Genomic DNA, 26,932 nt, shown 5'->3' with positions numbered 1-26,932 from the left:
GGTCTTGTTTACCGCGGATAGATAATCAGTCAGAAAAAGAAGGGATTATGAAGAAAAAACCGTCAATTTTGGGGGGCGCCTGCATCATTGCCAGCGTCTGCGTGGGAGCCGGCATGCTCGGTCTGCCGAGTTCGGGGGCAGGGGCCTGGACCCTCTGGTCGGTGCTGGCGCTGACCGTCACCATGGTGATGATGACCCTCTCCGGCTGGATGCTGCTGGAATCCTTCCAGCACCACGACATGCGGGTCTCCTTCAATACCGTGACTCGCGAGCTGCTGGGGGAGAAGCTCAATCTCCTCAACAACCTCTCGGTCTACTTTGTTGGCGGCATTCTGCTCTACGCCTATATCACCTCCTCCGGTGCCATCCTGCAGGGGATACTGGGGATCGATAGCAAGCTTGCATCCGTGCTGTTTGTGGCGCTCTTCTCTGCGGTGGTGTGGCACTCGACTCGCGCCGTTGACCGCATCTCTGTGGTGCTGATCGCCTTCATGATCCTCAGTTTCGCCCTCGGTGTGGCCGGGCTGCTCGGCAGTATCAAGCTGCCGACCCTGCTCGATCTGGCGGGCAGCGAGAGTCGCTACGCCCCCTATGCCATGGCGATGCTGCCGGTGGCGCTCACCTCGTTCGGCTATCACCACTCGGTGGCCTCCCTCCGTGCCTACTACCAGAACGAGCAGCAGGCCAGATGGGCCATTCTGGGGGGAACCCTGATCGCGCTGGCGCTCTACGTGCTCTGGCTGTTGGGGATCTTCGGCAACCTGCCCCGTCAGGATTTTGCTCCCGTGATTGCCAAGGGGGGTGACGTGAGTGTGCTGCTCTCCGCGCTTTCAGGGGTGATCGAATCGGAGAAGGTGGCCAGCGCCATCAACGGCTTCTCCATGGCGGCGATCCTCTCCTCCTTTATCGGAGTGGGGCTCGGGGTGTTCGACTATCTGGCTGATCTGTTCAAGTTCGACAACAGCCGCGCCGGTCGCAGCAAGACCTGGGCGGTCACCTTCCTGCCGCCGCTGGTGCTCTCCCTGCTCTTCCCGTTTGGCTTCCTGCTGGCCATCGGCTATGCCGGTGCCGCCGCCACCATCTGGACCTGCATCATCCCGGCACTGCTGGTGCTGCGTACCCGGGCGCGGGCCGAGCGGGGCGAAGTGACACCCCACTTCGTCACCCCCGGCGGCAAGCTGATGGCCTGGCTGCTGATCCTGTTCGGATTGGCGACCGCGCTGTTCCACTTCCTGTCGATGGCGAATTTGCTGCCGGTCTATCTGGGCAACTGAGTCAGGTCTACAGCACTGACAGAAAGGGCGGCAAGGCCAACTTGCCGCCCTTTTTGCGCCATTTTTACCCCACACAGCAGGATCTATAACTAAAGTGGTAGGTGTGGGTGGGGTAAGGTGCTGAAATAACTGGTCTGATCTGGCTGATGGCAGCATGATCTGCTGGGCATGCCCGCCGCTTTCTTTTATGATCCCCGCCCTTCTGTGTGCCCCCTGTCGGCACCTCATTTGCACCAACCACATCGGGGTCCCCCATGTCCGATCTGCGTCAAGAAGCACTCGATTACCACGCCCAGCCCGTACCGGGCAAAATTGCCATCGCCCTGACCAAACCCGCCGAAACCGCCCGCGACCTGGCGCTGGCCTACAGCCCGGGTGTTGCCGAGCCGGTGCGCGAGATCGCCGCCAACCCGGCCGATGCCTACCGCTATACCGGCAAGGGCAATCTGGTGGCCGTCATCTCCAACGGCACCGCCATTCTGGGTCTGGGCAATCTGGGGCCGCTGGCCTCCAAGCCGGTGATGGAGGGCAAGGCCCTGCTGTTCAAGCGCTTCGCCGGCATCGACGCCATCGACATCGAGGTGAAGCACGAGACCAGCCAGCAGTTTATCGACACGGTGGCGGCTATCGCCGATACCTTCGGTGGCATCAATCTGGAAGATATCAAGGCGCCGGAGTGTTTCGAGATTGAAGAGGCGCTGATCGCGCGCTGCGACATTCCGGTGTTCCACGATGATCAGCATGGTACCGCCATCGTCACCGCCGCCGGTCTGCTCAACGCGCTGGAAGTGCAGGGCAAGCAGATCAGTGACAGCCGCATCGTCTGCATGGGGGCGGGGGCTGCCGCGACCGCCTGCATGGATCTGCTGATCAAGTGTGGCGCCAGGGCGCACAACATCTTCATGCTGGATCGTCAGGGGGTGATTCACACCGGCCGCACTGATCTTAACAAGTACAAGCAGCGTTTCGCCAACGAGACCCCGCTGCGCACCCTGATGGATGTCATCGAAGGGGCGGATGTGTTTGTTGGCGTCTCCGGCCCCGATGTGCTGCCCGCCGAAGCGGTCGCCCTGATGGCGCCCAATCCGGTGATCTTCGCCTGCTCCAACCCGGATCCGGAGATCAAGCCTGCGCTGGCCCACGCCGTACGCAGCGACCTCATCATGGGCACTGGCCGCTCCGACTACCCGAACCAGATCAACAACGTGCTCTGTTTCCCCTTCATCTTCCGCGGTGCCCTCGATGCCCGTGCCAGCCGCATCAACGATGCCATGAAGATTGCCGCGGTCGAGGCGATCCGCGCACTGGCCAAGGAGCCGGTGCCAGCCGAGGTGCTGACCGCCGCCGGGGTCAGCGAGCTCGCCTTCGGCAAGGATTACGTTATTCCCAAGCCGATGGATGCCCGTCTGCTGCCGCGCGTCGCCCGCGCCGTGGCGCTGGCGGCGGTGGCCTCTGGCGTCGCCCGCATCGAGCTGCCTGCGGACTACATGCTGTAATCCGGCGTTGCAAACGGCCCCTTTATCGGGGCCGTTTTTATCTCTGCTTCTGGCGACAGCCAGAGACGCCATCCGGGCGACAGGTTGGGGCAGATGGAGGCAAATCGGGTTCAAAGGTGGTCAAACAGCGCTCTCCTCTGACACAATATTGCCACTATGACGCTAACGAGAATCAAGATGCAGCAGCCTGTCAGCGGCCGTTTGGCCCACGCCCTCTCCTTCTTGCGCCATGATGGCCGCCACTTTGCCCAGTTTGTCTGGGGCCGTTTCCAGCAGGACAGATTGACGGTTACCGCCGGTTATCTGGCCTATGTCACCCTGCTTTCACTGGTGCCGATGATCGCCGTGGTCTTTGGCATGATGTCCGCCTTCCCGGTGTTCCAGAGCCTCAAGCAGGCGATGGAGCAGTTCGTCTACCACAACTTTGTGCCGACCGCGGGCGACATGCTCAAGGAGTACATCGACGGCTTCGTCGCCAATGCCACCAACACCACGGCTGTGGGGATCGGGGCGCTGGTGGTGGTGGCGCTGATGCTGATCTCCGCCATCGACAAGAACCTCAACTACATCTGGCGTTCGACCCAGGGCCGCCCGCTGGCGCAGGCCTTTGCCATGTACTGGATGATCCTGACCCTGGGGCCTGTGCTTATCGGGGCCAGTATCGCCATCTCCTCCTATATCTTCTCGCTGCGGCTGTTTGGCGCCGAGAGCCTGTTCGGTATCGGTTATCTGCTGTTGCGCGGTTTGCCGTTCCTCTTCTCGGTGCTCACCTTCCTGCTGGTCTATACCGTGGTGCCGAACTGCAAGGTGCGGCTGATCCACGCCTTTATCGGTGCGCTGGTAGCTGCGACCCTGTTCGAGCTGGCCAAGCGCGGCTTTGCCATCTACATCACCAACTTCCCCTCCTATCAGGCCATCTACGGCGCGCTGGCCACCATCCCGATCCTGTTTGTCTGGGTCTATCTCAGCTGGCTGGTGGTGCTGCTGGGGGCTGAAACCACGGCCTGCCTCGGCGAATACGAGAAACCGGCGAGTGAGGAGCTTGGCTAAGCCATCGCCTTGGCCACCGGTTTATTGGTAGCATCGACGACCGCCCCTGCGAGGGGGTGGTCGTTCTGTTTTGAGAGGAGAGGGATGTGATTGCATTGATTCAGCGGGTCAGCGAGGCCAGCGTGACTGTCGAGGGGGAGGTGACCGGCGCCATCGGTCAGGGGCTGCTGGTACTGCTCGGGGTGGAGCAGGGGGATGATGAGGCCAAGGCCGACAAACTGCTGCACAAGGTGAGCGGCTATCGGGTCTTCAGTGACGAGAACGGCAAGATGAACCTCAATGTCGGCCAGATCGGCGGCAGCCTGCTGGTGGTCTCCCAGTTTACCCTGGCGGCCGATACCAAGAGCGGGATGCGCCCGAGCTTCTCCTGCGGTGCCCACCCGAGCGAGGCCGAGCGGCTCTATGACTACTTCGTGGTCAAGGCTGCTGCCAGCGGCATCCCGACCGCAACCGGGCGTTTTGCCGCCGACATGAAGGTGGCGCTGGTCAACGACGGCCCGGTTACCTTCTGGCTACAGGTCTGAGGATGCCTGATCCCGCGGTATGACGTGGACGATCACGTTGATGAGCCCAGCGACCGGATAGGGGGTGGCCGGGCCAATCCACTGTTCTATCAGTGTCAGGGCGTGGGTTAGCTCAAGCGCGGTGCGCGGCAGCAGGTTGATCACCAGGGTGCCGCTGAGGCGGGGAGCCAGCGCTCGGTAGAGCCGCTCCTGAAACAGCAGCAGCGGGTTGCCATCCTGACTGAAGAGATCGAGCAGGATGAGGTCGTACTGCTGCTCACTCTGCTCCAGAAAGGCGAGGGCATCGGCCTGATGGAGTGCCGGAGCGGCGCGTTCATCGCTCTCCTGATGCTGGAAAAACTGCTGATAAACGGTCAGCACCTCTTCGTCGAGGTCGACGCACTCGTGGCGAGCATCGGGCCAGCGTTGGCAGAGATGGCGAGTGAGATCGCCGCCACCCAGACCCAGTTCTAGGATCCGGGTGGCCTGCTCCGGCAGCAGGCAGGCGATGACCCGTTGATGGGGCAGACAGAGGGCGGCGGGGTCGGCGAGCAACATGGCGGATTGCACCACGCCGTCTATCTCCAGCCAGCGGTGCTGGTCATTTTCCTGTACCGTGAGGCGGCGCTGGGGTTTGACGCTGAGGTGCAACAAGTGATCGGCTTGGTACGCTTGCAGATTGAAGTCCATGAATTTGCACGGCAAGATGGTTTCCGACCAGTGTAACTCAAGGATGAAACTATGTACCGGGTAGTCACCCCTCAGACAGTCGCCGAGCTGGATGCCTACTACCAGTTGCGCTGGGAACTTCTGCGTAAGCCCTTCAATCTGCCCGTCGGTTCCGAGCGGGACGAGTACGACACCGTCGCCATTCACCGGCTGATGCTGGCACCCGATGGCACTCCCATCGCGGTGGGCCGCCTCTTTATCGGCGGTGACGAGGCGCAGATCCGCTTTATGGCGCTGCGTCCCGAATATCGCGGTCAAGGGCTGGGCGCCCGAATGGTGGAGGATCTCGAGCAACTGGCCCGCAGCGAGAAGGTGAAACGGCTGGTAATGAACGCCCGTCAGGAGGCGGTGGAGTTCTATCGCAAGTGCGGTTTTCTCGAAGTGGGGGGCGGCCCGGTCTCTTTTGGTCGCATTCCCCATCGCCAGATGATCAAATCCCTGAGCCCGTTGCAGACAATCCAGTACCGCCCGGAGTGGTGTCAGGATCTCACCACCCGCTGGTCGCGCGGGGTGCCCATCAGCGAGAAGATGGGGATGCACATCAGCCACTACGACGGCCAGACCTTCCACCTCAAGGCCAATCTGGCGGCCAACTTCAACGTGCATGGCAGCATGTTTGCCGGCAGTGTCTACAGCCAGTGCGTGCTGGCGGGCTGGGGGCTGATCTGGCTGCAGCTTAAAGAGGAGGGGCTGGTGGGCGAGCCGGTGCTGGCCGAGAGCACCATCAAATATCATGGCCCTGTTGATGAGGAGCCGGAGGCGCGAGTGGCCCGCGAGGGTATGCCCGCCGTGCTGCAGCCGCTCAAACGGGGCGAGCCTGCCACCTTCAGCCTCAAGATCCAGCTGTTCAGCGGCAGCAAGCTGGCGGCGGAGTTCTGCGGCCACTACGTGGTGCAGCCGCCCCGCCGTCCGGGCCAGTAACCGCGCCGTTTCCCCATCAAACAACAAGGCCTCATCATGAGGCCTTGTCTGTTTTTACCCTTGCTGGCTTGTGCTTGTCTGCCCGGCGTGGGTCTGCACTTGGGCCTGGTTTTGGGCTTGCGGCGCGGGAGCCGGTCGCCAGAGCGGGGCGCTGTTGCCTTGCGGCGGATAGCGTACTCCCACCTCCCAGCCGCAGGCGTCCTGCTGCTGCGGGAAGCTCCAGGCCAGCGTGGGGGCCGTCAGCGGCCCGCGCCACTGGCCGAGCAGCTCGGCGCAGCGGTTGCCGTTGAGGATCCCCAGATCGAGCTGCCACTGTTCGTTGACCAGATCGATCCCCCCTTGCAGCGCCAGTAGATGGGTGATGGTGGAGGCGCCAGCCTGCTCGATCTGCAGTTGCCCCTTGTCGATCTTGCCCTGCAGCTTGATGCGGTAGAAGGGGGTGTCACCCTCCTGCATCGCCTGCCACAGCTGATCCGGCGTCAGGGTGGGCGGGGTCGCGCCCTTGAACCACTCATCCAGCAGCGGGTCTATCTTCACCTTGTCCCAGAACGGCTCGTCGGCATCGAGGGCAAAGCTGCCTTGCAGGGTCTGGCGCCACTCGCCCGCCGTTTTGCCGTGTTCGGCTTGCAGATCGGCGCTCACGTCCGCCTTGCCAGCGAACGAGACAGGGGAGTGGAATATCTTGCCCCATTGCTGCAGATCCAGCTTGGTCGCCTGCAGTTGGAGGCGGCTGCTCTGGCCCGGTTCGCGGCCCCACTGGCCACTCAGGCTGAGAGTGCCCTCATCCGGCAGCGAGCTGGTGAGTTTGCCCAGTTGCCAGGAGCTGGGGGTCAATTCACCATCCAGCTCGCCGTTGCGGGCGCTGAGGCCATCCCACACCAGCTCGAACCACTTGCTCTCGATACGGGCACGGCCGAGCAGCGGACCGGGTTGGTTATCGCGCAGGGCGAGATCGCTCAGATAGAGCTGCCAGCCGGTCAGTGACAGGGGCAGGGTATCGTCGAAGGAGAGCACCTTGAGCTTGTCGAACGCCAGCTTGCGGATATCGACCTGCTGCGGGCGCCAGCTCTGCCAATCCTGCCACCAACCCTGCGGCAGGCTGATATCCATGCCGCTCAGCGCCACGTCTTTCAGGGTCAGCTTCTGCTGCTGGCTATCGAGGGAGAGCTCGACATTGAACTCCCCTTCATAGGCCTTGCCCTGCAGTTCGCCGTCGATCTGCTGGGGCGAGAAGGCGAGCTTGCCCTTGATCTCCTCCAGCTGGAACAGGCCGCGCCCCATGTCGCCCAGGGTGCCGCTCAGATAGCCGGTGGGCTGGTTGCCCGCCTGCCAGTTGAAGGCGGTGAGCTGGCCGCTGAAGTTGTTGAAGGAGAGCTCCTGATTGATGTCGTTGAGGCTGACGCCGTCCAGCTGACCGCGATCCAGCGACACGCTTTGCAACGGGAAGCGCTGCGGGAAGCCTTGTTGTGCCAGATCACCCAGCTCAACCCGCATGCCGCGGGCCTTGAGATCGTGCAGTTGCAGGGTGCGGGCGGGCCAGTCCAACACCATGCCGGTCTCCAGCAGACCGTCAAACAGGTTGGTCACCAGCTTGTCGGTGCGCAGCACTTCCCCTTCCAGCCGTCCTTGCAGGTTGAGACGGGCGAAGGTGAATTGCGGGGTCTCCAGCTGGCCGATATTGAGGCTCAGGTTGGCCTGTGGCTGCCGTTTCGGATCGATCAGCTCCCAGTCGCTTACGGTGGCATTGAGGCCGCGCAGGGTCAGCTCGGGGCTCTCCAGACTGAGCCGGTCTATGGTGCTGTCACTGATGGTGAGGGAATGCACCGGCAGGCTCGGTAGCTGGTTGGGCAGCGGCAGCTTGATGGCGGGACGAATGAGATCGAGATGGGCGATGCGCACGTCGCGGCTCAGCCAGTCGATGCTCTCGATCTCCAGATAGATCTTGTCGAGGGAGACCGCATCGCCGTAACGCACCTGCTCAGCCAGCAGGGTGTAGGGGTGCAGCGGGTTGAACACCAGTCGCCCTATGGTGACCGGCACACCGGTCTGCTGGCTGATCCAGCTGGCGATGGGGCCTTTGGCGCGCTCGGCGTCGAACAGGCCGAGGGCAACCCAGACAAACAGCAGCAGGAAGGCGAAGGTGTAGAGCAGGCCGCGTAGCCAGGAATTCATAAGTGCTTTCCTCCTGTATTGGTTGAGTGATCAGGTGTTGGCAGCGTGATTCCGCAGGTCATGCATTGGAATAGTGATCCCGTAAGCCAAGCCAGCGCCGTATCAAGGGTTCGACATGACTCGGATGCCTATCCATGAGGAAGCGCGCCATCTTCTGTACCTGCGGAATAAGCGGCTGATCCCGCACCAGATCGGCGATCTTGAGATCGGCCAGACCGGTCTGGCGGGTGCCGAGCAGTTCCCCCGGGCCGCGCAGTTCCAGATCCCGCTGGGCGATGAGGAAGCCATCGTTGGTCTCACGCAGCACCCCGAGCCGGCTCTGGGCCGTTTTGGACAAGGGGGCATGATAGAGCAGCACGCAGTGCGAGGCTACCGCACCCCGGCCAACCCGGCCGCGCAGCTGGTGCAACTGCGCCAGCCCCAGTCGCTCCGGGTTCTCGATAATCATCAGGCTGGCGTTGGGCACATCCACCCCCACCTCGATGACGGTGGTAGCGACCAGCAGTTGCAGTATGCCCGCCTTGAACTCCTCCATCACCCGCTGTTTCTCCACCGGCCGCATCCGGCCGTGCACCAGCCCGATATGCAGGCCGGGCAGCAGGTTTTGCAGCTCGGCGGCGGTATCCTCGGCTGCCTGGCACTCCAGTACCTCCGACTCCTCGATCAGGGTGCAGACCCAGTAGGCCTGCTTGCCCTCGGTGCAGGCGAGCTTGACCCGCTCGATTACATCGCCGCGACGGCTGTCGGGCATCGCTACCGTGGTGATGGGGGTTCGGCCCGGTGGCAGTTCGTCGATGACCGAGGTGTCGAGGTCGGCATAGGCGGTCATCGCCAGGGTGCGGGGGATGGGGGTGGCGGTCATGATGAGCTGATGGGGATGTACCCCTTCCCGCTCCCCTTTCTCGCGCAGGGCGAGGCGCTGATGCACCCCGAATCTGTGCTGTTCATCGATGATGACCAGCGCCAGACGCTGGAACACCACCTGCTCCTGAAAGATGGCGTGGGTGCCCACCACCATCTTGACGCCGCCATCGGCGATGGCAGCCAGCGCCTCTTCCCGCGCCTTGCCTTTCTGTTTGCCCGCCAGCCAGCCGACTCCAATGCCGAGCGGCTCCAGCCACTTGGCGAAGTTGATAGCGTGCTGTTCCGCCAGCAGCTCGGTCGGCGCCATCAAGCCCACCTGACAGCCATTGCCGATAGCCTGCAGGGCTGCCAGTGCCGCGACCAGGGTCTTGCCGGAACCTACGTCACCCTGCACCAGCCGCATCATGGGGTGACTCTGTTGCAGATCCTTACTTATCTCCGCTACTACCCTGCTCTGGGCGCCGGTGGGTTTGAACGGCAGAGCACCGAGCAGTTGTTCAACCAGCTCGGGCGCCGGTTTGAGAGCGCGAGCCAGCTGGGTTTGTGCCTGAGCACGCACCTTGAGTACCGAGAGGTTGTGCGCCAGCAGCTCCTCCAGTACCAGCCGCTGTTGGGCCGGATGCTGGCCGCTTTCCAGCAGCGGCAGCGCTACCGAGGGGGGCGGGCGATGCAGCAGCTTCAGGGCGGCGGCCAGTTCAATCTGATGGGGATAGAGTCCGGCGGGCAGCAGCTCCTCCACGCCATAGAGATCGAGCTGGGCCAGTGCCTGATCGGTGAGGTTGCGCAGGGTGAGCTGGCGCAGTCCTTCGGTAGTCGGGTAGACGGGGGTGAGCGCTTCTTCGGTCTGGCCGGCTTGCTCTTCGCCGAGCAGCTTGTACTCGGGGTGTGCCATCTCCAGTCCGTACTTGCCGGGGCGCACCTCGCCAAAGCAGCGGATCAGGCGACCCGCCGCCAGACTGTTTTTCTGGGCGGCGGTGAAGTTGAAGAAGCGCAGGGTGAGGGTGCCGGTGCCATCGCTGATGCGACAGACCATCATGCGGCGGCGCCCCATCACCAGCTGAGTGTCCTGGATTTCGCCCTCGACGGCGCCATGCAGCCCGGGCGGCAGATCGCCGATGGGCCACACCTGGGTGCGGTCCTCGTAGCGCAGGGGAAGGTGGAACAGCAGATCCTGTACCGTGGCCAGTCCCAGCCGCTCGAGCTTCTCCAGCATCTTGCTGCCGACACCCTTGAGGCTATCGAGAGGAATTTTATCCAATTTCATCAATTAGATGCCCGAAAACACTGTAAATATGTCCAGATGATAGGGGTTGTTGAGGGGCCGATGCAAGCCGAGTTGCTGCTGGCTGGGCCGCCAAGGCGGGGGAAACGGCGGATATAACAAAGGCCTGCCGAAAACGGGAGGCCTTTGTGTGGTTGCCAACAGGCAAGGTGCGGGCGCATGGCGCCCAAGGTCAGATGATGCGTTTTAGCAGCAGGTGGGCCTTGACCCTGTGGATCCGTCCCAGCAGCTTGCGCACCTGTTCCGGGTAGTCCTGGATCTGCTCCACCTGATCGAAGTGGCTGATCCGCTTGGTGTTGGTCAGGATGTTCTCCCGCTCGGCATTGAACTGGGGACGCAGCAGGTGGCGACGATCGTGTACCAGCAGGCCGTTCTCCAGATCCAGCGCCCAGGCGCGGGGGTTGAGGTTGTTGCCGGTGAGCAGGGCCCACTCGTCATCCACGAAGATCCCCTTGAGATGGTAGGAGTTGCGCTCGCAACACCAGAGCATCAGGTTGAGGCGACCGTCGTCGATGTGGCGCTGGTTGCGCTCGGCAAACTTGCGCAGGTTGGTCTCGTAGAGATAGGGCAGGCCACCGATAGTGGAGAACTTCTCTTCCGGCGGAATGAAGAAGTCGTTGGCGGTCTTGTCGCCCACTACGATGGTGACTTTGCAACCGCGCTGCAGCAGATCCTCGATATCCTTGCTCAACTCCTTGGGCGGGTTGAAGTAAGGGGTGCAGATGAAGATCTCCCGCTCGGTGGCGCGCACCAGATTGCGGATCATCAGGTTGAGCTGATTGTTGCGCTTGCCCAGACCCACCATGGGGGTGACGGCCACCTCCTGAGTGTTGACCGGCATGGTGCTGAAGCGGTACTGGCTCTGGCGCAGGTTCTGCTTGAAGCGGCGGATTGGCCCCTTCAGCTGCTTGGCGCTGGGGATATCGCTGTGATCCAGTCGCTGCACCGCGTCGCTCTTCACGAACAGGTCATCCACATAGTTGACCATGCTGCGGGCCAGCTCCGGGCTGGTGATCTGGTGATAGCGATCGAAGCGGTAGCGATCCTGCTGGTGCAGGTAGATGTCGTTGAGGCTGGCACCGGAGTAGAGCACCACATCATCAAAGATGAAGCCCTTGAGGTGGAGCACGCCGAGCAGCTCGCGCCCCTTGACCGGCACGCCATAGATTTCGATCTGGTGCTCGTGTTCGGCAGCCATGGCCTGATACATCAGGTGGTTGCCGCCCTGCTTGCCCTTGCCGATCAGGCCGCGCTGGGCACGGTGGAAGTCGACGAACAGCTTGATGTCGAGGGCCGGATTGCGCTGCTTGGCAGCGTAGAGGGCGGAGAGGATCTCCCGGCCTGCTTCGTCATCCTGCAGATAGAGCGCGACCAGATAGATGCGCCGGGTGGCACTGGCGATAAGCGCAAGAATGCGGCGTTTGAAATCCTGGGCGCTGTAGAGCACTTCAAACTGATCCGCTGCGACGGCGATCTGGGGCAGGCGCGCCAGCAGTTGTCGATAATGGGCCGATGAATGCATAGATAAACCTGAAATCACGGGGTTAAGCGTTCCACTCGGAGCGATGAATAGGCGATTCTAGCAATCTCGCCCTCTGGGCCAAAGCAAGAATCATCAGAAAGATGAAAAAGGCCTCACGAGTGAGGCCTTTTTGTCAGCATTTTGCCCTTGTCAGAGGAAGCTGTAGATGATCATCGCCATCACGCCGCCAGTGGTGCCGATGATGGTCTCCATCACGGTCCAGGTCTGCAGAGTCTGCTTCTCGGTCAGGCCGAGGTAGCGGTTCGCCAGCCAGAAACCGGAGTCGTTGACGTGGGAGAGCACGATGGCACCGCCGCCGATGGCGATGGTGACGGCCGCCAGCTGGGCGCCGTTCAGACCTAGCGGCTCCAGCATCGGCAGCACCAGACCGCAGGCGGTCAGCATGGCGACGGTGGCGGAACCCTGAATCACCCGTACCGCAGCGGCCAGAATGAAGGCCAGCGCGACGATGGGCAGACCGGAGTCGGCCAGCATGTTGCCCAGCGCGGCGCCTACGCCGGAATCAACCAGCACCTGCTTGAACACGCCACCGGCACCGGTCACCAGGATGATGACACCAGCAGGCTGGATGGCGCTGTTGCAGACGTTCATCACCTCGTCACGGGACATGCCGCGGCGAATACCCAACAGATAGAAGGCGGCCAGACAGGCGACCATGATGGCGGTGAAGGGGTGACCGATGAACTCCAGCCAGTTGTGCAGGGTGGAGCCCGCCTCGACGAAGCGACCGACAATGGTCTTGAGGCCGATCAGCAGCAGCGGCAGACCGATCAGACCCATGGCCAGCCCGAAAGAGGGCAGGGATTTGCTGTCATCGTGGACGCTGTTCTGGGCATCGGCAGGCAGCGGCACATCGACGATCTTGCTGATGAAGTCACCGAACAGCGGGCCCGCCAGGATCAGCGCCGGCACGGCGGCGATCAGGCCGAACAGGATCATGTAGCCGAAGTCGGCACCCAGTTGGGATGCCACCAGGATCGGGCCCGGCGCCGGGATAAGGAAGGCTTGGCAAGTGGCGATACCGGCCAGCAGAGCGATACCGATCTTCACCACGCTGCCGCCGCCACGACGGACGATGGCGAAGGCGACGCCGATCAGCAGCACCACGGCCACGTCAAAGAAGAGCGGCAGGGCGCAGACAAAGCCGGTCAGGGCCATGGCCCAGTTGGCGCGCTTGACGCCGAACTTGCCGAGCAGGGTGTGAGCCACCCGGTCGAGGGCACCGGTCACTTCCATCACCTTGCCAAACATGGCACCCAGCGCCACCACCACCGCGACGAAACCGAGGGTGCCACCCATCCCTTTCTGGATGGTGGCGGCGATGTCGGCCGGGTTCATGCCAGCGGCGAGACCCGCCACCATGGAGACCAGAATGAGGGAGACGACGGCGTGCAGACGAGCCTTCATCACCAGGAAGAGCAGCAGCACAATCGAGCCGGCGGCTGTCATGATCAGGGAGAGGTCAGACATTGTTATGCGTTCCTTTTTCCAAGTTCAGTCGTGACACCTTGCCGATCCGTCGGCAAACCATATCTTTATGATTTATTTAGATTTATGGCAAGGGCTCAACATCATATGCCCAGGTGACTATGGGTTTGCTCAGTCTGTGGCAGACTTCACATTTTCAATCGTTACCGGTAACATGTTACCGGTAACGTGTTAGATTAGAACCCATCAACAGCTGGTTTTTTGAAAAGTGGGACAGAGGTCAAATTATGGCGGGTAAGTGCATTATCGTGATGGGTGTGTGTGGTAGCGGCAAATCCAGCGTGGGTCTGAAAGTGGCCGAAGCGCTGGGCGCCAAGTTCATCGATGGTGATGACCTGCACCCCAAGGCCAACATCCAGAAGATGGCTGGCGGCAACCCCCTCAACGATGAGGATCGTGCCCCCTGGCTGGAGCGGATCCGCGACGCCGCCTACAGTCTCGAGCAGAAGAACGAGACCGGCATCATTGTCTGTTCCGCCCTCAAAAAGAAGTACCGCGACCAGATCCGCGAAGGCAACGAGTCGGTCAGCTTCATCTTCCTCGATGGCAGCCAGCCGCTGATCCTCGAGCGGATGCGTGCCCGCAAGGGCCATTTCATGCGTGAAAGCATGGTACAAAGTCAGTTCGATACTCTGGAGCGCCCGGATGGCGAAGCTGGTGTATTCCACATTGATATCGACGGCACCTTCGAACAGGTGGTTGACCGCGCCGTCACAGCATTGGAGCAAGCCCAATGATTCATCAGGTAATTTCCGACGTCACCGCCCGCATCCGCGAGCGCAGTGTCGCCCGTCGTCAGGCATTTCTGGCTCGCATCCAGCGTCAGGCAGAGCAGGGCAAGACCCGCGCCGCGCTGGCCTGTGGCAACCTGGCCCACGCCGTGGCCGCCTGCAGCAGTGACGAGAAGGGTCGCATTCTCGATATGACCCGCGCCAACGTCGGCATCGTCACCGCCTACAACGACATGCTGAGCGCCCATCAGCCCTATCAGGGCTATCCGGATCAGATCAAGGCAGTGCTGGCCGAGCTGGGCCACAGCGCCCAGGTTGCTGGCGGCGTGCCCGCCATGTGCGACGGCGTGACTCAGGGTCAGCCGGGGATGGACATGTCCCTCTTCTCCCGCGACCTGATCGCCCAGGCGACCGCGCTGTCGCTCTCTCACAACACCTTTGATGCCACCCTGCTGCTCGGTATCTGCGACAAGATCGCTCCGGGTCAGATCATGGGGGCCCTCTCCCACGCTCACCTGCCGACTGCATTTGTTCCTGCTGGCCCGATGGCGAGCGGCATCAGCAATGACGAGAAGGTGAAGGTGCGTCAGAAGTACGCTGCCGGTGAAGTGGGTCGCGATGCCCTGCTGGAGATGGAGTGCGGCGCCTACCACGCGGCAGGCACCTGTACCTTCTACGGCACCGCCAACACCAACCAGCTGGTATTCGAGGCTATGGGCCTGATGCTGCCGGGCTCCGCCTTTGTGCATCCGCATAGCGAGCTGCGCCGTGCCCTGACCGCCGAAGCGGCCCGCCGCATCAGCGCCATGATCCCGGGTTCTCCGGCCTATCGCCCGCTGAGCGAAGTGCTGGATGAGCGCTCGCTGGTCAACGGTCTGGTGGCCCTGCTCGCCTCTGGCGGCAGCACCAACCACAGCATCCACATGGTGGCGCTGGCCCGCGCGGCCGGTCTGGTTCTGACCTGGGATGACATCAGCGATCTCTCCGACGTGGTGCCGCTCTTGGTTCGCATGTACCCGAACGGCCCGGCCGACGTCAACGCCTTCGAACAGGCAGGCGGCGTGCCCGGCCTGATGCGCCGTCTGGCCGAAGAGGGGCTGATCCACATGGACGCCACTCCGGTCTTTGGCGAGATGCAGGATTACCTCAGCCGTCCGGCTCTGGTGGATGGTCAGCTGGTATGGCAGCCGGTCGGCGAGAGCGGCGATGCGAGCGTGCTGTCGCCTTCCGGCAGCGTATTCCAGGCCACTGGCGGCACCAAGCTGCTGGCGGGCAATCTGGGCCGCGCTGTGGTCAAGGTCTCCGCCGTGGCTCCCGAGTATCGCGTCATCGAGGCGCCAGCACGGGTCTTCTCCTCCCAGCATGCGGTGGAAGCGGCCTACAAGGCGGGCGATCTCAATCAGGATGCCGTGATCGTGGTGCGCCACAATGGCCCGGCCGCCAACGGCATGCCGGAGCTGCACAAGCTGATGCCGGTGCTCGGCAACCTGCAGAAGGCTGGTTACAAGGTGGCGCTGGTCACCGATGGCCGTCTCTCCGGTGCTTCCGGCAAGATCCCGGCCGCCATCCACGTCACCCCGGAAGCGCTGCACGGCGGGGCCATCGGCCTGCTGGCTGATGGCGATCTGCTGCGGGTTGACGCGGTAAACGGCAGCCTCGACTGCCTGACCGATTTGAGTGGCCGCACCCAGGCCGAGATTGACCTCACTCTGGAACAAGAGGGGTGGGGCCGTGAACTGTTCAGCGTGATGCGTCGCGCGGTATCGAGCGCCGAGTGTGGCGCCACCATCTTTGACTAAGGAAGAGCTATGCAGAACTGGAAAGTGACCCCGGCCGAGGTGTTTGCCGCCTCCCCGCTGGTACCCGTGATGGTTATCAACGAGCTGGATCAGGCCCTGCCGATGGCCAAGGCGCTGCTCGACGGCGGCATCTCTGTCTTCGAAATCACCCTGCGCACCCCGGTGGCGCTCGATGCCATCGCCCTCATCGCCAAGGCGATGCCGGATGCCATGGTCGGTGCCGGTACCGTGCTCAACTGCGAGCAGTTTGACGCCGCCGTCGCCGCCGGTGCCCGTTTCGTCATCTCCCCGGGGATGACCCCGGCCCTGTTGGCCCACGCGGCCAAGAGCACTGCACCGCTGATCCCGGGCGTGGCAACTCCGTCTGAAGTGATGCAGGCGCTAGAAGCGGGCTATGACCATCTGAAGTTCTTCCCGGCCGAAGCGAACGGCGGCACCAAGGCGCTCTCCGCCATTGCCGCGCCGCTGCCCCAGGTGAAGTTCTGCCCGACCGGCGGTATCGGCCCGAAAAACGTGGCTGACTATCTGGCGCTCAAGTGCGTGGCCACCGTCGGCGGCTCCTGGATGCTGCCGGCCGATGCGGTCAAGAGCGGCAACTGGGAAGAGGTGACCCGCCTCTCCCGCGAAGCGGTTGAGCTGGTAAAACGCTAAGCATCAGTTGTGCAGAAAACCAAACAGGCCACCCTCGGGTGGCCTGTTTGTTATCGGCGTGGCTTCAGTGTGTGCGGGAAGGGATTACCCCAAACTCTCCCCGACATAGAGGGAGAAGCCGATATCCTTGCGGGTGTCGGGTTGGGATTGGCCGTTGAGACGCGCCAGCAGCATGGTGGCCGCCTCCCGACCGATCGCTTCCCGCGGGGTGGCGATACTGGCCAGTTTGGGGGTCATGGCGTGGCCGATGTCGAGGGCGTTGCAACCGGCGATGGCGATCTGCTGGGGCACCGGGATCCACTTGGCCTGACACTGAAGCAGGGCGCCCACCGCCAGGTCATCGTTGGTACAGAACAGGCCGTCGAGGTCGGGATAGCGCACCAGCGCCTGATCCAGCAGCTCGCCCCCCAGAGTGAAGCTGGAGGATTGTTCGGTCAGCAGATGCTGGCCGGTGAGGCCGAAATCAGTCATCGCCTGATAGTAACCCTCCATCCGCAGCTGGGTGCGCACGTCGAGCCGCGCCCCCAGATAGACCACCTTGCGTCGGCCCCGGCGCAGCATCTCTGTTACCATGGCCCGGGCCGCGGCTCTATGGTCCATACCGACCACCATATCGATGGGGGTTTGCGGCAGATCCATGGTCTCCACCACCGGAATGCCGGCGGTGGCGATCATCTTGCGAGTGCGCTCTGTGTGCTGGCTGTCGGAGAGGATGAGGCCATCCACATGGTAGGAGAGTAGGGACGCGACCTGCTCCTCCTCCCGCTCCGGACTGTAGCCGTAGTGGGCCAGCAGGGTCTGGTAGCCGGCCGGTCGGGTCACCGACTCGATGCCGTGGATCACCGCCGAGAATACTTGGTTGGAAAGTGAGGGGATCAGGATGCCGATCGCCTTGCTGGTCGCGTTGGAGAGAATATCCGGCGCCCGATTGGGGATATAACCCAGCTCTTCCACTACAGCTGCGATCCGCTCGCGGGTCCCCTCCGCCACGGTCTGCGGGTCGCGCAGATAGCGGCTGACAGTCATCTTGGTCACGCCGGTCTGGTCGGCGATATCTTGCAGGGTGGGGCGGCGCTTGCGGGTGGGGCTCATAGGGGTGTCCAGCGTGGATGTTACATGTAACATTACCGTTTTTGGCGGATAAAGTCAGCATATGAAGCCGTTTTTGCAGGAGTTTTCCGATGATCAGAGGCAAGCAGTTCGTGGATGTCCGGTTCGAGCAACAGGATGTGGAGGGGGAGCAGTTCTCGGAGTGCCGCTTTATCGGCTGCAACTTCTCCTGGCTGGATTTGAGCGATAGCCGCTTCATCGACTGCAGCTTCTACGATCGGGAGAGTGAACGGGGCTGCCTGTTGCAGGGTTGCGATCTGCGCGAGGCCAGCTTCCTGCGCTGCGATCTCACCATGGCCGATTGCAGCCGCAGCCAGTGTCTGGGGTTGGAGATGCGCGACTGTCAGGCGGTCGGCATCAACTTCGGCCACGCCAGCTTCGCCAACCAGATCACCGCCAAAAGCTACTTCTGCGAGGCCCATCTGACCGGCAGCAACTTCAGCTACGCCAGCTTCGAGGGCTGTCTGCTGGAGAAGTGCGAGCTGACCGGCAACCGCTGGCAGGGGGCCAACCTGTTTGGTGCCTCGCTGGCGGGTTCTGATCTCAGCGGCTCCGAGTTTGGCCAGATTGACTGGACCAGCTTCAAGCTGCAGGGCTGCGATCTGCGCCAGTGCGATCTGCCGGGGCTGGATCTGCGCCGGGTCGATCTGCAAGGGGTGCAGATCAACGAGGATCAGCAGCAGGCCTTGCTGGAGCAGATCGGTCTGGTTGTCTTCCCCTGAACCGAGCGAAAAATTAGGTAATTTTTCATCAAATGGGAGCGACAGCGGGTTGCTGTACTCCTGAAACGACAAAAGCCTGCGTGAGGCAAGCTTTTGTTGTGAGCGTGTGAGCGTGTGAGGCGTTTGTCGGCCGGGTTGACTCAACCCTTGGCCAGCCATTTGGTCGGGTTGATCGCCTCGCCCTGATAGCGAATTTCGAAGTAGAGGCCCGGTCTGTCCTGACCGCCACTGTCACCGACCAGTGCCACCGGTTCACCCTGTTCCACATTCTGGCCAACCTGACGCAGCAGCGACTGATTGTGACCGTAGAGGCTCATATAGCCTTTACCGTGGTCGATCACCAGCAGCATACCGAAGCCGTCGAGCCAGTCGGCGTAGACCACTTGTCCCGGTGCAACCGCCTTGACCTGGGTTCCTTCGCTGGCGCCGATCAGGGTGCCTTTCCACTTGAGCTGGGCGGTACGGGGCGAGCCATAGGAGATGAGGATCGGTCCCTGCACCGGCCAGCGCAGGCTGCCATTGGTCTTGAGGCCGCTATAGTGACCGGCACTGCTGATGCCCGAGCCGCGCTCCGGTTTGCTGCTGGCCACCTCTTCGGCCGGTTCTGCCGGTTTGACGGTTTTGTTCTGCTGAGCGGCGAGTCGTTGTTGCTCGGCGCGGCGCTGTTCGGCCAGCTTGCGCTGACGCTCCTGCTCCGCTTTCAGCTTGGCCAACCGCTCCCGCTCGGCCCGTTCACGGCGCTCCTGCTCTTCACGCTTGCGGCGCAGCTCTTCCAGCCGGGCTTTCAGCGCCTTCTCCGCCTTGACCAGCTTGGTGAGCTTCTGCTCGTCATCTTGTACCGACTGCTGCAACTGGTTGCGCACCTTGGCCCGGCTCTGCTGGCTGGCCAGCAGGGTCTGGTGATGCTCCTGCTGTTCGGCAAGCAGGGTCTGCAGTCTGGTTTCGGTCTCTTTGGTTGCCTGCTGGTTTTTCGCCAGCTTGTCGCGGGTGGCGCGCAGGGCGTCGATGGCCTCGATGCGGGCCTTGTTGAGGTAGTCGTAGTAGTCGAGGGAGCGGCTCAGTTTGGCCGGATCCTGCTGATTGAGCAGCAGTTTCAGGTAGTCGTGGTTGCCCGCCTGAAAGGCGCTCTCCGCCTGTTTGGCCAGCAACTGCTTTTGATGTTTGGCTTGAACTTCCAGCCCCTGCTTGTCTTTTTGCAGGGTCGCCAGCGTCTGCTGGTTCTGCTTCAACTGTTGCCTGGTCTGGTTGAGTTTGGCGGCGGCAGCCGAGATGGCCTGCTCGTCAGCCTTGAGCTGGGTATTGAGCTTGGCAAGCTCCTGCTTGCTGAGCTTGATGGTCTGCTGTTGTTCCTTGATCTGGGACTGCATGGTCCCCAGCTGCTGATTGGCGGCCAAAGCCGGTTTGCTGGCGCCAAACGACAGGCAAAAAAACAGCGCGCCGGCCAACAGGCCGACGCGACTGGTTTTCTGTGAAATAACTTCGCATCCCCGCATGGGGAAGGATTATTTCAGAATCATCAGGGGCTTGCCAGTCATTTCCGGCGGCACCGGCAGACCCATCAGGGTCAGCATTGTGGGGGCCAGATCGGACAGTTTGCCACCTTCAACTACCTCGGCTTTGCGACCGAAATAGATGAGCGGAACCGGCAGATTGGTGTGGGCGGTGTGGGCCTGACCAGTCTCTTCGTCCAGCATCTTCTCGGCGTTACCGTGGTCGGCAGTGATCAGGCACTCGCCACCCACTTCGGCCAAGGCGTCGGTGACGCGACCGATGCAGTGGTCAACGGCTTCACACGCTTTGACGGCGGCATCGAACACACCGGTGTGACCAACCATGTCGCCATTCGGGTAGTTACAGATGATGACGTCGTACTTGCCGCTCTTGATGGCCGCAACCAGCTTGTCGGTCAGCTCTTCGGAGCTCATCTCCGGCTGCAGGTCATAGGTCGCCACTTTCGGGCTGGCCACGATCTCGCGATCTTCGCCGGTGAAGCAGGACTCTTCGCCACCGTTGAAGAAGAAGGTGACGTGAGCATACTTCTCTGTTTCGGAGATGCGCAGCTGGGTCTTGCCCTGCTTGGCCAGCCACTCACCCAGGGTGTTGACCAGAGCGGTCGGCGGGTAGGCACAGGCAGTTTTGATGTCGGCCGCGTATTCGGTCAGCATCACGAAGTTCAGCTTCGGCTCGACTGCACGGGCGAAGCCGGTGAAGTCGGTGTCAACGAAGGCGCGGGTGATTTCACGGGCACGGTCGGCACGGAAGTTCATGAAAATCAGCGCATCGCCATCTTCCATCGGGGCAGCTTCGCCGATGCGGGTTGCTTTGACGAACTCGTCGTTCTCGTCGCGGGCATAGGCGGCAGCCAGTGCTTCGGTGGCGCTCTCGGCGGTGAACTCGCCCTTGCCCTGGGTCATCAGGTCATAGGCTTGCTGCACGCGATCCCAGCGGTTGTCACGGTCCATGGCGAAGTAACGACCGATCATGGAGGCGAAACGACCCTTGCCCAGCTTGGCGAAGAGGGCGTCGAACAGCTCGATGGAGGACTGGGCGGAGCGCGGCGGAACGTCGCGGCCATCCAGGAAGGCGTGCAGATAGATCTTCTCGGCGCCACGCTTGGCAGCCATTTCGATCATGCCCATGATGTGCTCTTCGTGGCTGTGTACGCCACCCGGGGACATCAGGCCCATGATGTGAACGGCTTTGCCGTTGGTCACGGCAGCGTCAACAGCCTTGGCCAGCTCGACGTTCTGGAAGAATTCACCGTCCTGGATGTCTTTGGAGATGCGGGTCAGCTCCTGATAGACGATGCGACCGGCACCGATGTTGACGTGGCCTACTTCAGAGTTGCCCATCTGGCCGTCCGGCAGACCGACATCCAGACCGGAGCCGGAGATCAGGGTGCTGGTGTAGTCACGGGCCAGACGATCGAGGTTGGGAGTCTTGGCGGCAGCGACGGCGTTGTGCTCTTGCTTGGTGCTGTAGCCCCAACCGTCCATGATGACCAGAACCAAAGGTTTCTTAGCTGTTGACATAAGACTATGTCCTCTCGGATTGGAAAAAATGCGGGAAATGAAACTAGCGTAATATTACTACATCTGCCGAAATAGTCACCTGATAGCCAAGGGGCGCTCCCGCGGCCCCGCAAGCCACGCCCTTCCTGCCATGCTCGCTGCCCAATGATGATGGGAGCCTGCTCGCGCTTTGCCGCCAAGATGGCTGATCTTATCAATACCCCCATGTATACTCGGGCCCTTGTCTTGGTCCCTGGATAGTAGAAGATGCAAGAGTATTTGGATTTTGCGGCCCGTAACCCGCTGCTGACCGCAGCCTGGTTGGGTCTGGCTGGCACCCTGGTTTACACCACTGTGCGTGCCCGTTTGTCCCCGGTAAAAACCGTCAACAACCACACCGCGACCCTGCTGATCAACCGCGAGAATGCCACCGTGGTGGATATTCGCAGTCAGGAAGAGTATGCCAAGGGCCATCTGGCCGGTGCCCAGCACCTGCCGCTGACCCAGATCCAGAGCAATAATCTGGGCCCGGTTGAAAAGCATAAAGATGCCCCCATCATAGTGGTGTGCGAGTCGGGAATGACTGCGGGCGGCGCGGGCCGTCAGCTGAGCAAAGCTGGCTTCAAGCAGGTTTACGTGCTCGGCGGTGGCATGGCCCAATGGCGTGCAGAAAATCTGCCGGTAACCAAGAAACGCTGATTTAAGCAGGGCCTGAGCCCACTTATCCATATAACAAGGAATCAAACGAAATGGCTGACGAGATCAACAACCAGGAAGTACAACCGGAATTCCACATCCAGCGTGTTTACACCAAGGATGTCTCTTTCGAAGCGCCGAACACCCCGCACATCTTCCAGAAAGAGTGGCAGCCGGACGTCAAGCTGGATATGGATACCAAGACCAACATCCTGGCTGAGAACGTGTACGAGGTTGTCCTGACCCTGACCGTAACTTGCAAACTGGAAACCGAAACTGCCTTCCTGTGCGAAGTACAGCAAGCCGGTATCTTCACCATCGGTAACCTGCCGGAGCCGCAACTGGCTCACTGCCTGGCTGCCTTCTGCCCGAACATCCTGTTCCCGTATGCCCGCGAAGCCGTGGCCAACATGGTGAGCAAGGGTTCCTTCCCGCAGCTGAACCTGGCACCGGTCAACTTCGATGCCCTGTTTGCCCAGCACATGGCGCAAGCACAGGCCCAGCAGGCGACTGCGGAAGCCTGATAATGGCTGACCAGATCGCTATCTCGGTCTTGGGGGCGGGGTCTTATGGCTCCGCCCTTGCCATTTCTCTGGCGCGCAATGGTCATCCGACCCTGCTGTGGGGTTACGACCCTGCTCATGTCGCCGAGCTGGAACAAGACCGCTGCAACAAGGCTTTTCTGCCTGATGTCCCTTTTCCTGCCGATCTGCAGCTAACTGCGGATCTGCAACGTGCGGTACAAGCGGCTCCCGTGCTGCTGCTGGTCGTGCCGAGCCATGTATTTGGCGATGTGCTGACCCGGATCAAACCCTTCCTGCGCCCCGATACCCGCATCGCTTGGGCCACCAAGGGTCTGGAGCCGGATAGTGGCCGTCTGCTGCAGGATGTGGCCCGTGAAGTGCTGGGTGACGAGATACCGCTGGCGGTGATCTCCGGTCCCACCTTCGCCAAGGAGCTGGCTGCCGGTCTGCCGACCGCCATCTCGGTCGCCTCGACTCACGACGAGTTCGCCGACGATCTCTCCCATCTGCTGCACTGTGGCCGCTCGTTCCGGGTCTATACCAATCCGGACTTCGTCGGTCTGCAGCTGGGTGGGGCGGTGAAGAACGTCATCGCTATCGGTGCCGGTCTCTCCGACGGGCTCGGGTTTGGCGCCAATGCCAGAACCGCGCTCATCACCCGGGGTCTGGTGGAGATGCAGCGTCTGGGTGCGGCGCTGGGTGCCGATGCCAAAACCTTTATGGGGATGGCGGGGCTCGGGGATCTGGTGCTCACCTGTACCGACAACCAGTCGCGCAACCGTCGCTTCGGGCTGGCCCTCGGGGCTGGCAAGGATGTGAACACCGCCATGACCGAGATCGGTCAGGTGGTGGAGGGGTATCGCAACACCAAAGAGGTGCATCTGCTGGCGGCCCGCTGCGGCGTCGAGATGCCCATCTGCGAGCAGATCTTCAAGGTGCTCTACGAGGGTAAGAACCCGAAAGAGGCGGCCATCGCCCTGCTGTCGCGCGACAAGAAGGACGAGTAATCTGCCGATTGCCCATGCAAAAGGCCCCGCCAGATGGCGGGGCCTTTTCTTTGCAGCATGTTTTTGCCACAAGGGCTGTGCAAATCAGTAGTAGGAGTGGTCGCCGCGCTGGTGCTCGGTGGCGTCTTTCACCCCGTTGAGCTCGCCCGGGAACTTCTCCAGCAGCTGCTTCTCGATCCCCTCTTTCAGGGTGTAATCGACCATGGAGCAGCCGTTGCAACCGCCGCCAAACTGCAGGATGGCCAGTTTGTCCTCGGTCAGCTCGACCAGAGTGACCTTGCCACCGTGACCGGCCAGCATGGGGTTCACTTCGGACATCAACACGTACTCGATGCGCTCGATCAGCGGCGCGTCATCGGCCACTTTACGCATCTTGGCGTTCGGCGCTTTCAGGGTGAGCTGGGAGCCCATCTGATCGGTCACGAAATCGATGGTGGCATCCACCAGGAAGGGGGCGCTCAGGGGATCGACCATGCAGTCAAAGCCGCTGAAGGGCAGGTGTTGATCTTCCGGGTCCACGGCATCGGGCGGGCAATACGATACGCCACACTCGGCATTCTGGGTTCCCGGATTGACCACAAACACCCGGATATTGGTGCCATCAGGCTGTTTTTCCAGCAGTTTACGGAAATGGGCCTGGGCGGCGTCGGAAATGCTGATCATCACTATCCTCATAAACCTGAGTGTACGACTAGGGTATTCATGATAACGCGGTTATTAATGCTTGGGTAGCATGCCGATGGCTACTTGCTGTGCCGCAGGGTTCGACAGATTGCCCACACTTCCACCTTTGTGATGCCGCTCTCATGGAGCAGACGGCTGAGCTGCCCGGCGGTGGCGCCTGTGGTCACGACGTCATCGAGCAGGGCGACATGACGGTATTGGTGGGAGCGGATCCGGAATGCCCCGCGCAGATTGCGCCGCCGCTGCCCGGCGCTCAAGGTTGTTTGTTGCGGGGTCGCCTTGATGCGTTGCAACAGAGTGTTGTCGCAGGGAATACCGGTGAACTCGCCAAGGGCTTGTGCGATCTCCTCCGCCTGATTGAACCCACGCCGCCACTGCCGCCACCAGTGCAGGGGGACCGGAATGATCGCCTCCGGCGGCTCGCGGCTATCCAGATGATCGGCCAAGAGGCGTGCCAGTAGCGGCGCCAGCAGGATCTGGCCGGAATATTTGAGCCGGGGGATCAGCATGGGGTAGGGGGCCCGGTAGTCGCCGATCACCTGCAACCGCTCCCAGGGGGGAGGTCTGCGCTGGCAGCGACCACAGACCTGTATGCTCTCTTCTATATAGTCAGCCAGCGGTGCGGCGCAGAGGTGGCATCTCGGCTGTGACTGGTGCAGCGCCTGCCGACACCAGCTGCAGAGCAGGGGCTCGTTGTCACAAGGCTGATGACAGAGCAGGCAGCTCCCTTGCCAGTCGCCGTGGCTGCCGAGTAGCGGGCTTGCTTTAGCGAGCAGTCGCTTTAACATGCTGACCCCAAGAGCATGAACAGGGATCTTGAGTCTAGATGAGCATATCGGTAGAGCAGTTTGGCCAGGGGCCCGATCTGGTGCTGTTGCACGGTTGGGGGATGAACGGTGCGGTCTGGCATGGTATTGCCCAACAGTTGGCGCCCCACTATCGGGTTCATCTGGTAGATTTGCCCGGTTTTGGCAACAGCCCGCTGGCAGATGAGGTGGATTACAGCCTGCCCTGGCTTGCCGAGCAGGTGGCTGCCATCTTGCCGCAGAAGTGTCATCTGCTTGGCTGGTCGCTCGGCGGTCTGGTGGCAAGCCAGTTGGCGCTGACTCATCCCGATCGGCTGCACTCCCTGAGCACGGTAGCCAGCTCCCCCTGTTTCATGGCCCGTGATGAGTGGCCGGGGATCGCCCCCAAGGTACTGACCGGCTTCAACCAGATGCTGGCGGGGGATTTTCGCCAGACCATAGAGCGCTTTCTGGCGATCCAGGCCATGGGCAGTGAACACGCCCGGGACGATATCCGTCAGTTGCGTCACTGGCTGGCCGAGCGCCCGGCTCCCCAGTTTGCCGCTCTCGAGGCCGGGCTGACGCTGTTGGCCGAGATTGACCTGCGCGAACCGCTGCGGGAGCTGGATCTGCCCTGGTTGCGGATCTATGGTCGACTGGATTCATTGGTACCCAAGGCGGCCATTCCCCTGCAGGATGACCTCTACCCTGCCAGCCGCAGCGTGACCCTTAATAAGGCCTCACACGCACCTTTTATCTCCCATCCTGACGAATTCATTGAAATCGTTAGAGATTTTGTTGGCTAAAAAACAGCCTGCAAGCTTCATTAATCCTCTGGTCTGGCGGATAATTAAGCTGTGATCAGAGGAGTAACACCATGCGTATTGATTCTGCTTTCAACAGCGGGGTACAGGGATTTCAGCGAGCCGAGCAGATTGCCGACAAGGCATCCAATCAGATCGCCCGCCTCAACACCCCCAGCGGGGATCAGGTGCAAGTGACCGATGAGCTTGTCAATCTCAAGGTGGCCGAGCAACAGGCTGGGGCTTCCGCCAAGGTAGTGCAGACTGCCAGCGATATGATGGGAACCCTGATCGACATCCGGGTGTGAGATGAACATCAATGTCAGTCTGCCTCCCCTTATCCCGACACAGCTGCAACCCCAGGTGGAAGCGGCGAGGACGGATAATCGCCGGGCAGAACTGATCCCGCAGGCCCGAGCGGGTCAAGCCTCCGTTGCCGAATCCGAAGTCGGCTCCCAGAAAGAGAAATCCAAAGCCGGTCAGACCTCCAGCAATCAGACCTCCCAGAACAGCCGTGAAACCGGGCAACCGGCGCCGACGACACTGCCAGATAATCGCTTTGTCGAGGCAACCGGTGAGGATGGTCAGCGCAAGCAGCAGGATCCCAAACAGCAGGAGCAGCAACAGCGGCAAGAGCAGCAGGTTCAGGATCTTGTCGAGCGTGACAAGGAGGTGCGCACTCACGAGCAGGCGCACCAGTCTGCGGGTGGAGAGTACGCCAGCTCGCCCACCTATCAGTTTACGCAAGGGCCGGATGGCAAGCGTTATGCGACGGGTGGCGAAGTCCAGATCGATACCAGTGTCGTACCCGGTGACCCTGCCGCTACCATCGCCAAGATGCAGCAGATCCGCTCTGCAGCGCTGGCGCCTGCCGAGCCTTCCGCGCAAGATCTGGCCGTCGCGCGCAGCGCCGCCGCCAGTGAAGCCAAGGTGCGCAAAGAGCTGATGGCCGAGCAGAGCGCAAAATCGGGCGGCGTGCTGAGTGCCTATATGGACAAGCGCAACAGCGTCATCGCGGGCCACTATCGACAGGCTGTCAGCCCGGCCTCGACCCAGTCCCTCAGTCTGCATATCTGAATCCCCCTCA

The 26,932-nt window shown here is 61.8% G+C and carries 25 protein-coding genes; 15 read left to right on the top strand and 10 right to left on the bottom strand.

Going from position 1 to position 26,932, the window contains the following annotated elements:
- Window positions 1–47: 47 nt before the first annotated feature.
- From AB5Y83_RS07910 to dtd, 4 genes are all read left to right on the top strand, one after another.
- Window positions 48–1,274 (top strand): aromatic amino acid transporter, encoded by a 1,227-nt coding sequence (locus AB5Y83_RS07910; RefSeq protein WP_069527627.1) that lies wholly within the window; start codon window positions 48–50, stop codon window positions 1,272–1,274.
- 254 nt (window positions 1,275–1,528) lie between these two features.
- Window positions 1,529–2,770, top strand: coding sequence for a malic enzyme-like NAD(P)-binding protein (locus tag AB5Y83_RS07905; RefSeq protein WP_368174959.1), 1,242 nt, complete (start codon window positions 1,529–1,531; stop codon window positions 2,768–2,770).
- 177 nt (window positions 2,771–2,947) lie between these two features.
- On the top strand, window positions 2,948–3,820 hold the full coding sequence (locus AB5Y83_RS07900) for a virulence factor BrkB family protein (protein ID WP_005340664.1): 873 nt from the start codon (window positions 2,948–2,950) through the stop codon (window positions 3,818–3,820).
- Window positions 3,821–3,906: 86 nt separating this feature from the next.
- Window positions 3,907–4,344 carry a D-aminoacyl-tRNA deacylase gene (dtd, locus tag AB5Y83_RS07895; RefSeq protein WP_201947708.1) on the top strand — a complete coding sequence of 146 codons (438 nt, stop codon included), beginning with the start codon at window positions 3,907–3,909 and terminating at the stop codon, window positions 4,342–4,344.
- On the opposite strand, the gene AB5Y83_RS07890 is transcribed toward dtd, so the two are convergent.
- Window positions 4,333–5,013 (bottom strand): spermidine synthase, encoded by a 681-nt coding sequence (locus tag AB5Y83_RS07890; RefSeq protein WP_368175002.1) that lies wholly within the window; start codon window positions 5,011–5,013, stop codon window positions 4,333–4,335. The two genes, dtd and AB5Y83_RS07890, sit on opposite strands and share 12 nt — an antisense overlap.
- 51 nt (window positions 5,014–5,064) lie before the next feature.
- On the opposite strand from AB5Y83_RS07890, the gene AB5Y83_RS07885 reads away from it, so the two are divergent.
- Window positions 5,065–5,973: a bifunctional GNAT family N-acetyltransferase/hotdog fold thioesterase gene (locus AB5Y83_RS07885; RefSeq protein ID WP_005340658.1), complete on the top strand. Its 909-nt coding sequence runs from the start codon at window positions 5,065–5,067 to the stop codon at window positions 5,971–5,973.
- 54 nt (window positions 5,974–6,027) lie between these two features.
- Here AB5Y83_RS07885 and AB5Y83_RS07880 read toward each other — a convergent pair whose 3' ends face one another.
- From AB5Y83_RS07880 to gntU, 4 genes are all read right to left on the bottom strand, one after another.
- On the bottom strand, window positions 6,028–8,145 hold the full coding sequence (locus AB5Y83_RS07880; RefSeq protein ID WP_368174958.1) for an AsmA family protein: 2,118 nt from the start codon (window positions 8,143–8,145) through the stop codon (window positions 6,028–6,030).
- Between the two features lie 58 nt (window positions 8,146–8,203).
- The gene (gene recG, locus AB5Y83_RS07875) at window positions 8,204–10,273 is read right to left on the bottom strand and encodes an ATP-dependent DNA helicase RecG (protein ID WP_368174957.1); all 2,070 of its coding nucleotides are present in this window, start codon (window positions 10,271–10,273) and stop codon (window positions 8,204–8,206) included.
- 190 nt (window positions 10,274–10,463) lie between these two features.
- Complete coding sequence (gene pssA / locus AB5Y83_RS07870) at window positions 10,464–11,813, bottom strand: CDP-diacylglycerol--serine O-phosphatidyltransferase (RefSeq protein WP_005342654.1); 1,350 nt, start codon at window positions 11,811–11,813, stop codon at window positions 10,464–10,466.
- Window positions 11,814–11,963: 150 nt separating this feature from the next.
- Window positions 11,964–13,304: a gluconate transporter gene (gntU, locus tag AB5Y83_RS07865; protein WP_368174956.1), complete on the bottom strand. Its 1,341-nt coding sequence runs from the start codon at window positions 13,302–13,304 to the stop codon at window positions 11,964–11,966.
- A gap of 245 nt (window positions 13,305–13,549) precedes the next feature.
- On the opposite strand from gntU, the gene AB5Y83_RS07860 reads away from it, so the two are divergent.
- The 3 genes from AB5Y83_RS07860 to AB5Y83_RS07850 are packed head-to-tail and all read left to right on the top strand — an operon-like array spanning window position 13,550 to window position 16,503.
- Window positions 13,550–14,059, top strand: coding sequence for a gluconokinase (locus tag AB5Y83_RS07860; protein WP_005340649.1), 510 nt, complete (start codon window positions 13,550–13,552; stop codon window positions 14,057–14,059).
- The gene (gene edd, locus AB5Y83_RS07855; protein WP_236322893.1) at window positions 14,056–15,852 is read left to right on the top strand and encodes a phosphogluconate dehydratase; all 1,797 of its coding nucleotides are present in this window, start codon (window positions 14,056–14,058) and stop codon (window positions 15,850–15,852) included. The genes AB5Y83_RS07860 and edd overlap by 4 nt, the downstream gene beginning before the upstream one ends.
- 9 nt (window positions 15,853–15,861) lie before the next feature.
- Window positions 15,862–16,503, top strand: a complete 642-nt coding sequence (locus AB5Y83_RS07850; protein ID WP_005342660.1) for a bifunctional 4-hydroxy-2-oxoglutarate aldolase/2-dehydro-3-deoxy-phosphogluconate aldolase — start codon at window positions 15,862–15,864, stop codon at window positions 16,501–16,503.
- 84 nt (window positions 16,504–16,587) lie between these two features.
- On the opposite strand, the gene AB5Y83_RS07845 is transcribed toward AB5Y83_RS07850, so the two are convergent.
- Window positions 16,588–17,595 (bottom strand): substrate-binding domain-containing protein, encoded by a 1,008-nt coding sequence (locus AB5Y83_RS07845; RefSeq protein WP_076493932.1) that lies wholly within the window; start codon window positions 17,593–17,595, stop codon window positions 16,588–16,590.
- Between the two features lie 89 nt (window positions 17,596–17,684).
- Here AB5Y83_RS07845 and AB5Y83_RS07840 point away from each other — a divergent pair, with 89 nt between their 5' ends.
- Window positions 17,685–18,335 carry a Qnr family pentapeptide repeat protein gene (locus AB5Y83_RS07840; RefSeq protein ID WP_368174955.1) on the top strand — a complete coding sequence of 217 codons (651 nt, stop codon included), beginning with the start codon at window positions 17,685–17,687 and terminating at the stop codon, window positions 18,333–18,335.
- A gap of 140 nt (window positions 18,336–18,475) precedes the next feature.
- On the opposite strand, the gene envC is transcribed toward AB5Y83_RS07840, so the two are convergent.
- Complete coding sequence (envC, locus tag AB5Y83_RS07835; RefSeq protein ID WP_064335170.1) at window positions 18,476–19,828, bottom strand: murein hydrolase activator EnvC; 1,353 nt, start codon at window positions 19,826–19,828, stop codon at window positions 18,476–18,478.
- A 9-nt stretch (window positions 19,829–19,837) separates the two neighbouring features.
- The gene (gene gpmM / locus AB5Y83_RS07830; RefSeq protein WP_005356867.1) at window positions 19,838–21,367 is read right to left on the bottom strand and encodes a 2,3-bisphosphoglycerate-independent phosphoglycerate mutase; all 1,530 of its coding nucleotides are present in this window, start codon (window positions 21,365–21,367) and stop codon (window positions 19,838–19,840) included.
- Window positions 21,368–21,613: 246 nt separating this feature from the next.
- On the opposite strand from gpmM, the gene AB5Y83_RS07825 reads away from it, so the two are divergent.
- From AB5Y83_RS07825 to gpsA, 3 genes are read left to right on the top strand one after another with little or no spacing between them, the layout of a single operon-like run.
- Window positions 21,614–22,045 carry a rhodanese-like domain-containing protein gene (locus tag AB5Y83_RS07825; protein WP_005340640.1) on the top strand — a complete coding sequence of 144 codons (432 nt, stop codon included), beginning with the start codon at window positions 21,614–21,616 and terminating at the stop codon, window positions 22,043–22,045.
- Between the two features lie 50 nt (window positions 22,046–22,095).
- A complete protein-coding gene (gene secB / locus AB5Y83_RS07820; RefSeq protein ID WP_005340639.1) occupies window positions 22,096–22,566 on the top strand; it encodes a protein-export chaperone SecB in 471 nt (156 codons plus the stop codon).
- Between the two features lie 2 nt (window positions 22,567–22,568).
- The gene (gene gpsA, locus AB5Y83_RS07815) at window positions 22,569–23,573 is read left to right on the top strand and encodes an NAD(P)H-dependent glycerol-3-phosphate dehydrogenase (RefSeq protein WP_368174954.1); all 1,005 of its coding nucleotides are present in this window, start codon (window positions 22,569–22,571) and stop codon (window positions 23,571–23,573) included.
- 84 nt (window positions 23,574–23,657) lie between these two features.
- Here gpsA and nfuA read toward each other — a convergent pair whose 3' ends face one another.
- Both nfuA and AB5Y83_RS07805 read right to left on the bottom strand, forming a co-directional pair.
- On the bottom strand, window positions 23,658–24,236 hold the full coding sequence (gene nfuA, locus AB5Y83_RS07810; protein ID WP_005340636.1) for a Fe-S biogenesis protein NfuA: 579 nt from the start codon (window positions 24,234–24,236) through the stop codon (window positions 23,658–23,660).
- 80 nt (window positions 24,237–24,316) lie between these two features.
- Window positions 24,317–25,045 carry a ComF family protein gene (locus AB5Y83_RS07805; protein ID WP_279488557.1) on the bottom strand — a complete coding sequence of 243 codons (729 nt, stop codon included), beginning with the start codon at window positions 25,043–25,045 and terminating at the stop codon, window positions 24,317–24,319.
- Window positions 25,046–25,083: 38 nt separating this feature from the next.
- Between AB5Y83_RS07805 and bioH the strand changes: the two genes are divergently transcribed.
- The 3 genes from bioH (at window position 25,084) to AB5Y83_RS07790 (ending at window position 26,922) form a co-directional block, all read left to right on the top strand.
- Window positions 25,084–25,848, top strand: coding sequence for a pimeloyl-ACP methyl ester esterase BioH (bioH, locus tag AB5Y83_RS07800; protein ID WP_279488556.1), 765 nt, complete (start codon window positions 25,084–25,086; stop codon window positions 25,846–25,848).
- A 71-nt stretch (window positions 25,849–25,919) separates the two neighbouring features.
- Window positions 25,920–26,153: a flagellar basal body rod C-terminal domain-containing protein gene (locus tag AB5Y83_RS07795; RefSeq protein WP_005340632.1), complete on the top strand. Its 234-nt coding sequence runs from the start codon at window positions 25,920–25,922 to the stop codon at window positions 26,151–26,153.
- A gap of 1 nt (window position 26,154) precedes the next feature.
- Window positions 26,155–26,922 (top strand): putative metalloprotease CJM1_0395 family protein, encoded by a 768-nt coding sequence (locus AB5Y83_RS07790; RefSeq protein WP_368174953.1) that lies wholly within the window; start codon window positions 26,155–26,157, stop codon window positions 26,920–26,922.
- Window positions 26,923–26,932 lie beyond the last annotated feature (10 nt).

This window comes from Aeromonas sp. R5-4 (genome assembly GCF_040908215.1).
In the GTDB taxonomy this organism is placed as follows: domain Bacteria; phylum Pseudomonadota; class Gammaproteobacteria; order Enterobacterales; family Aeromonadaceae; genus Aeromonas; species Aeromonas veronii.
This window is presented reverse-complemented; position numbering and strand designations above follow the sequence as displayed.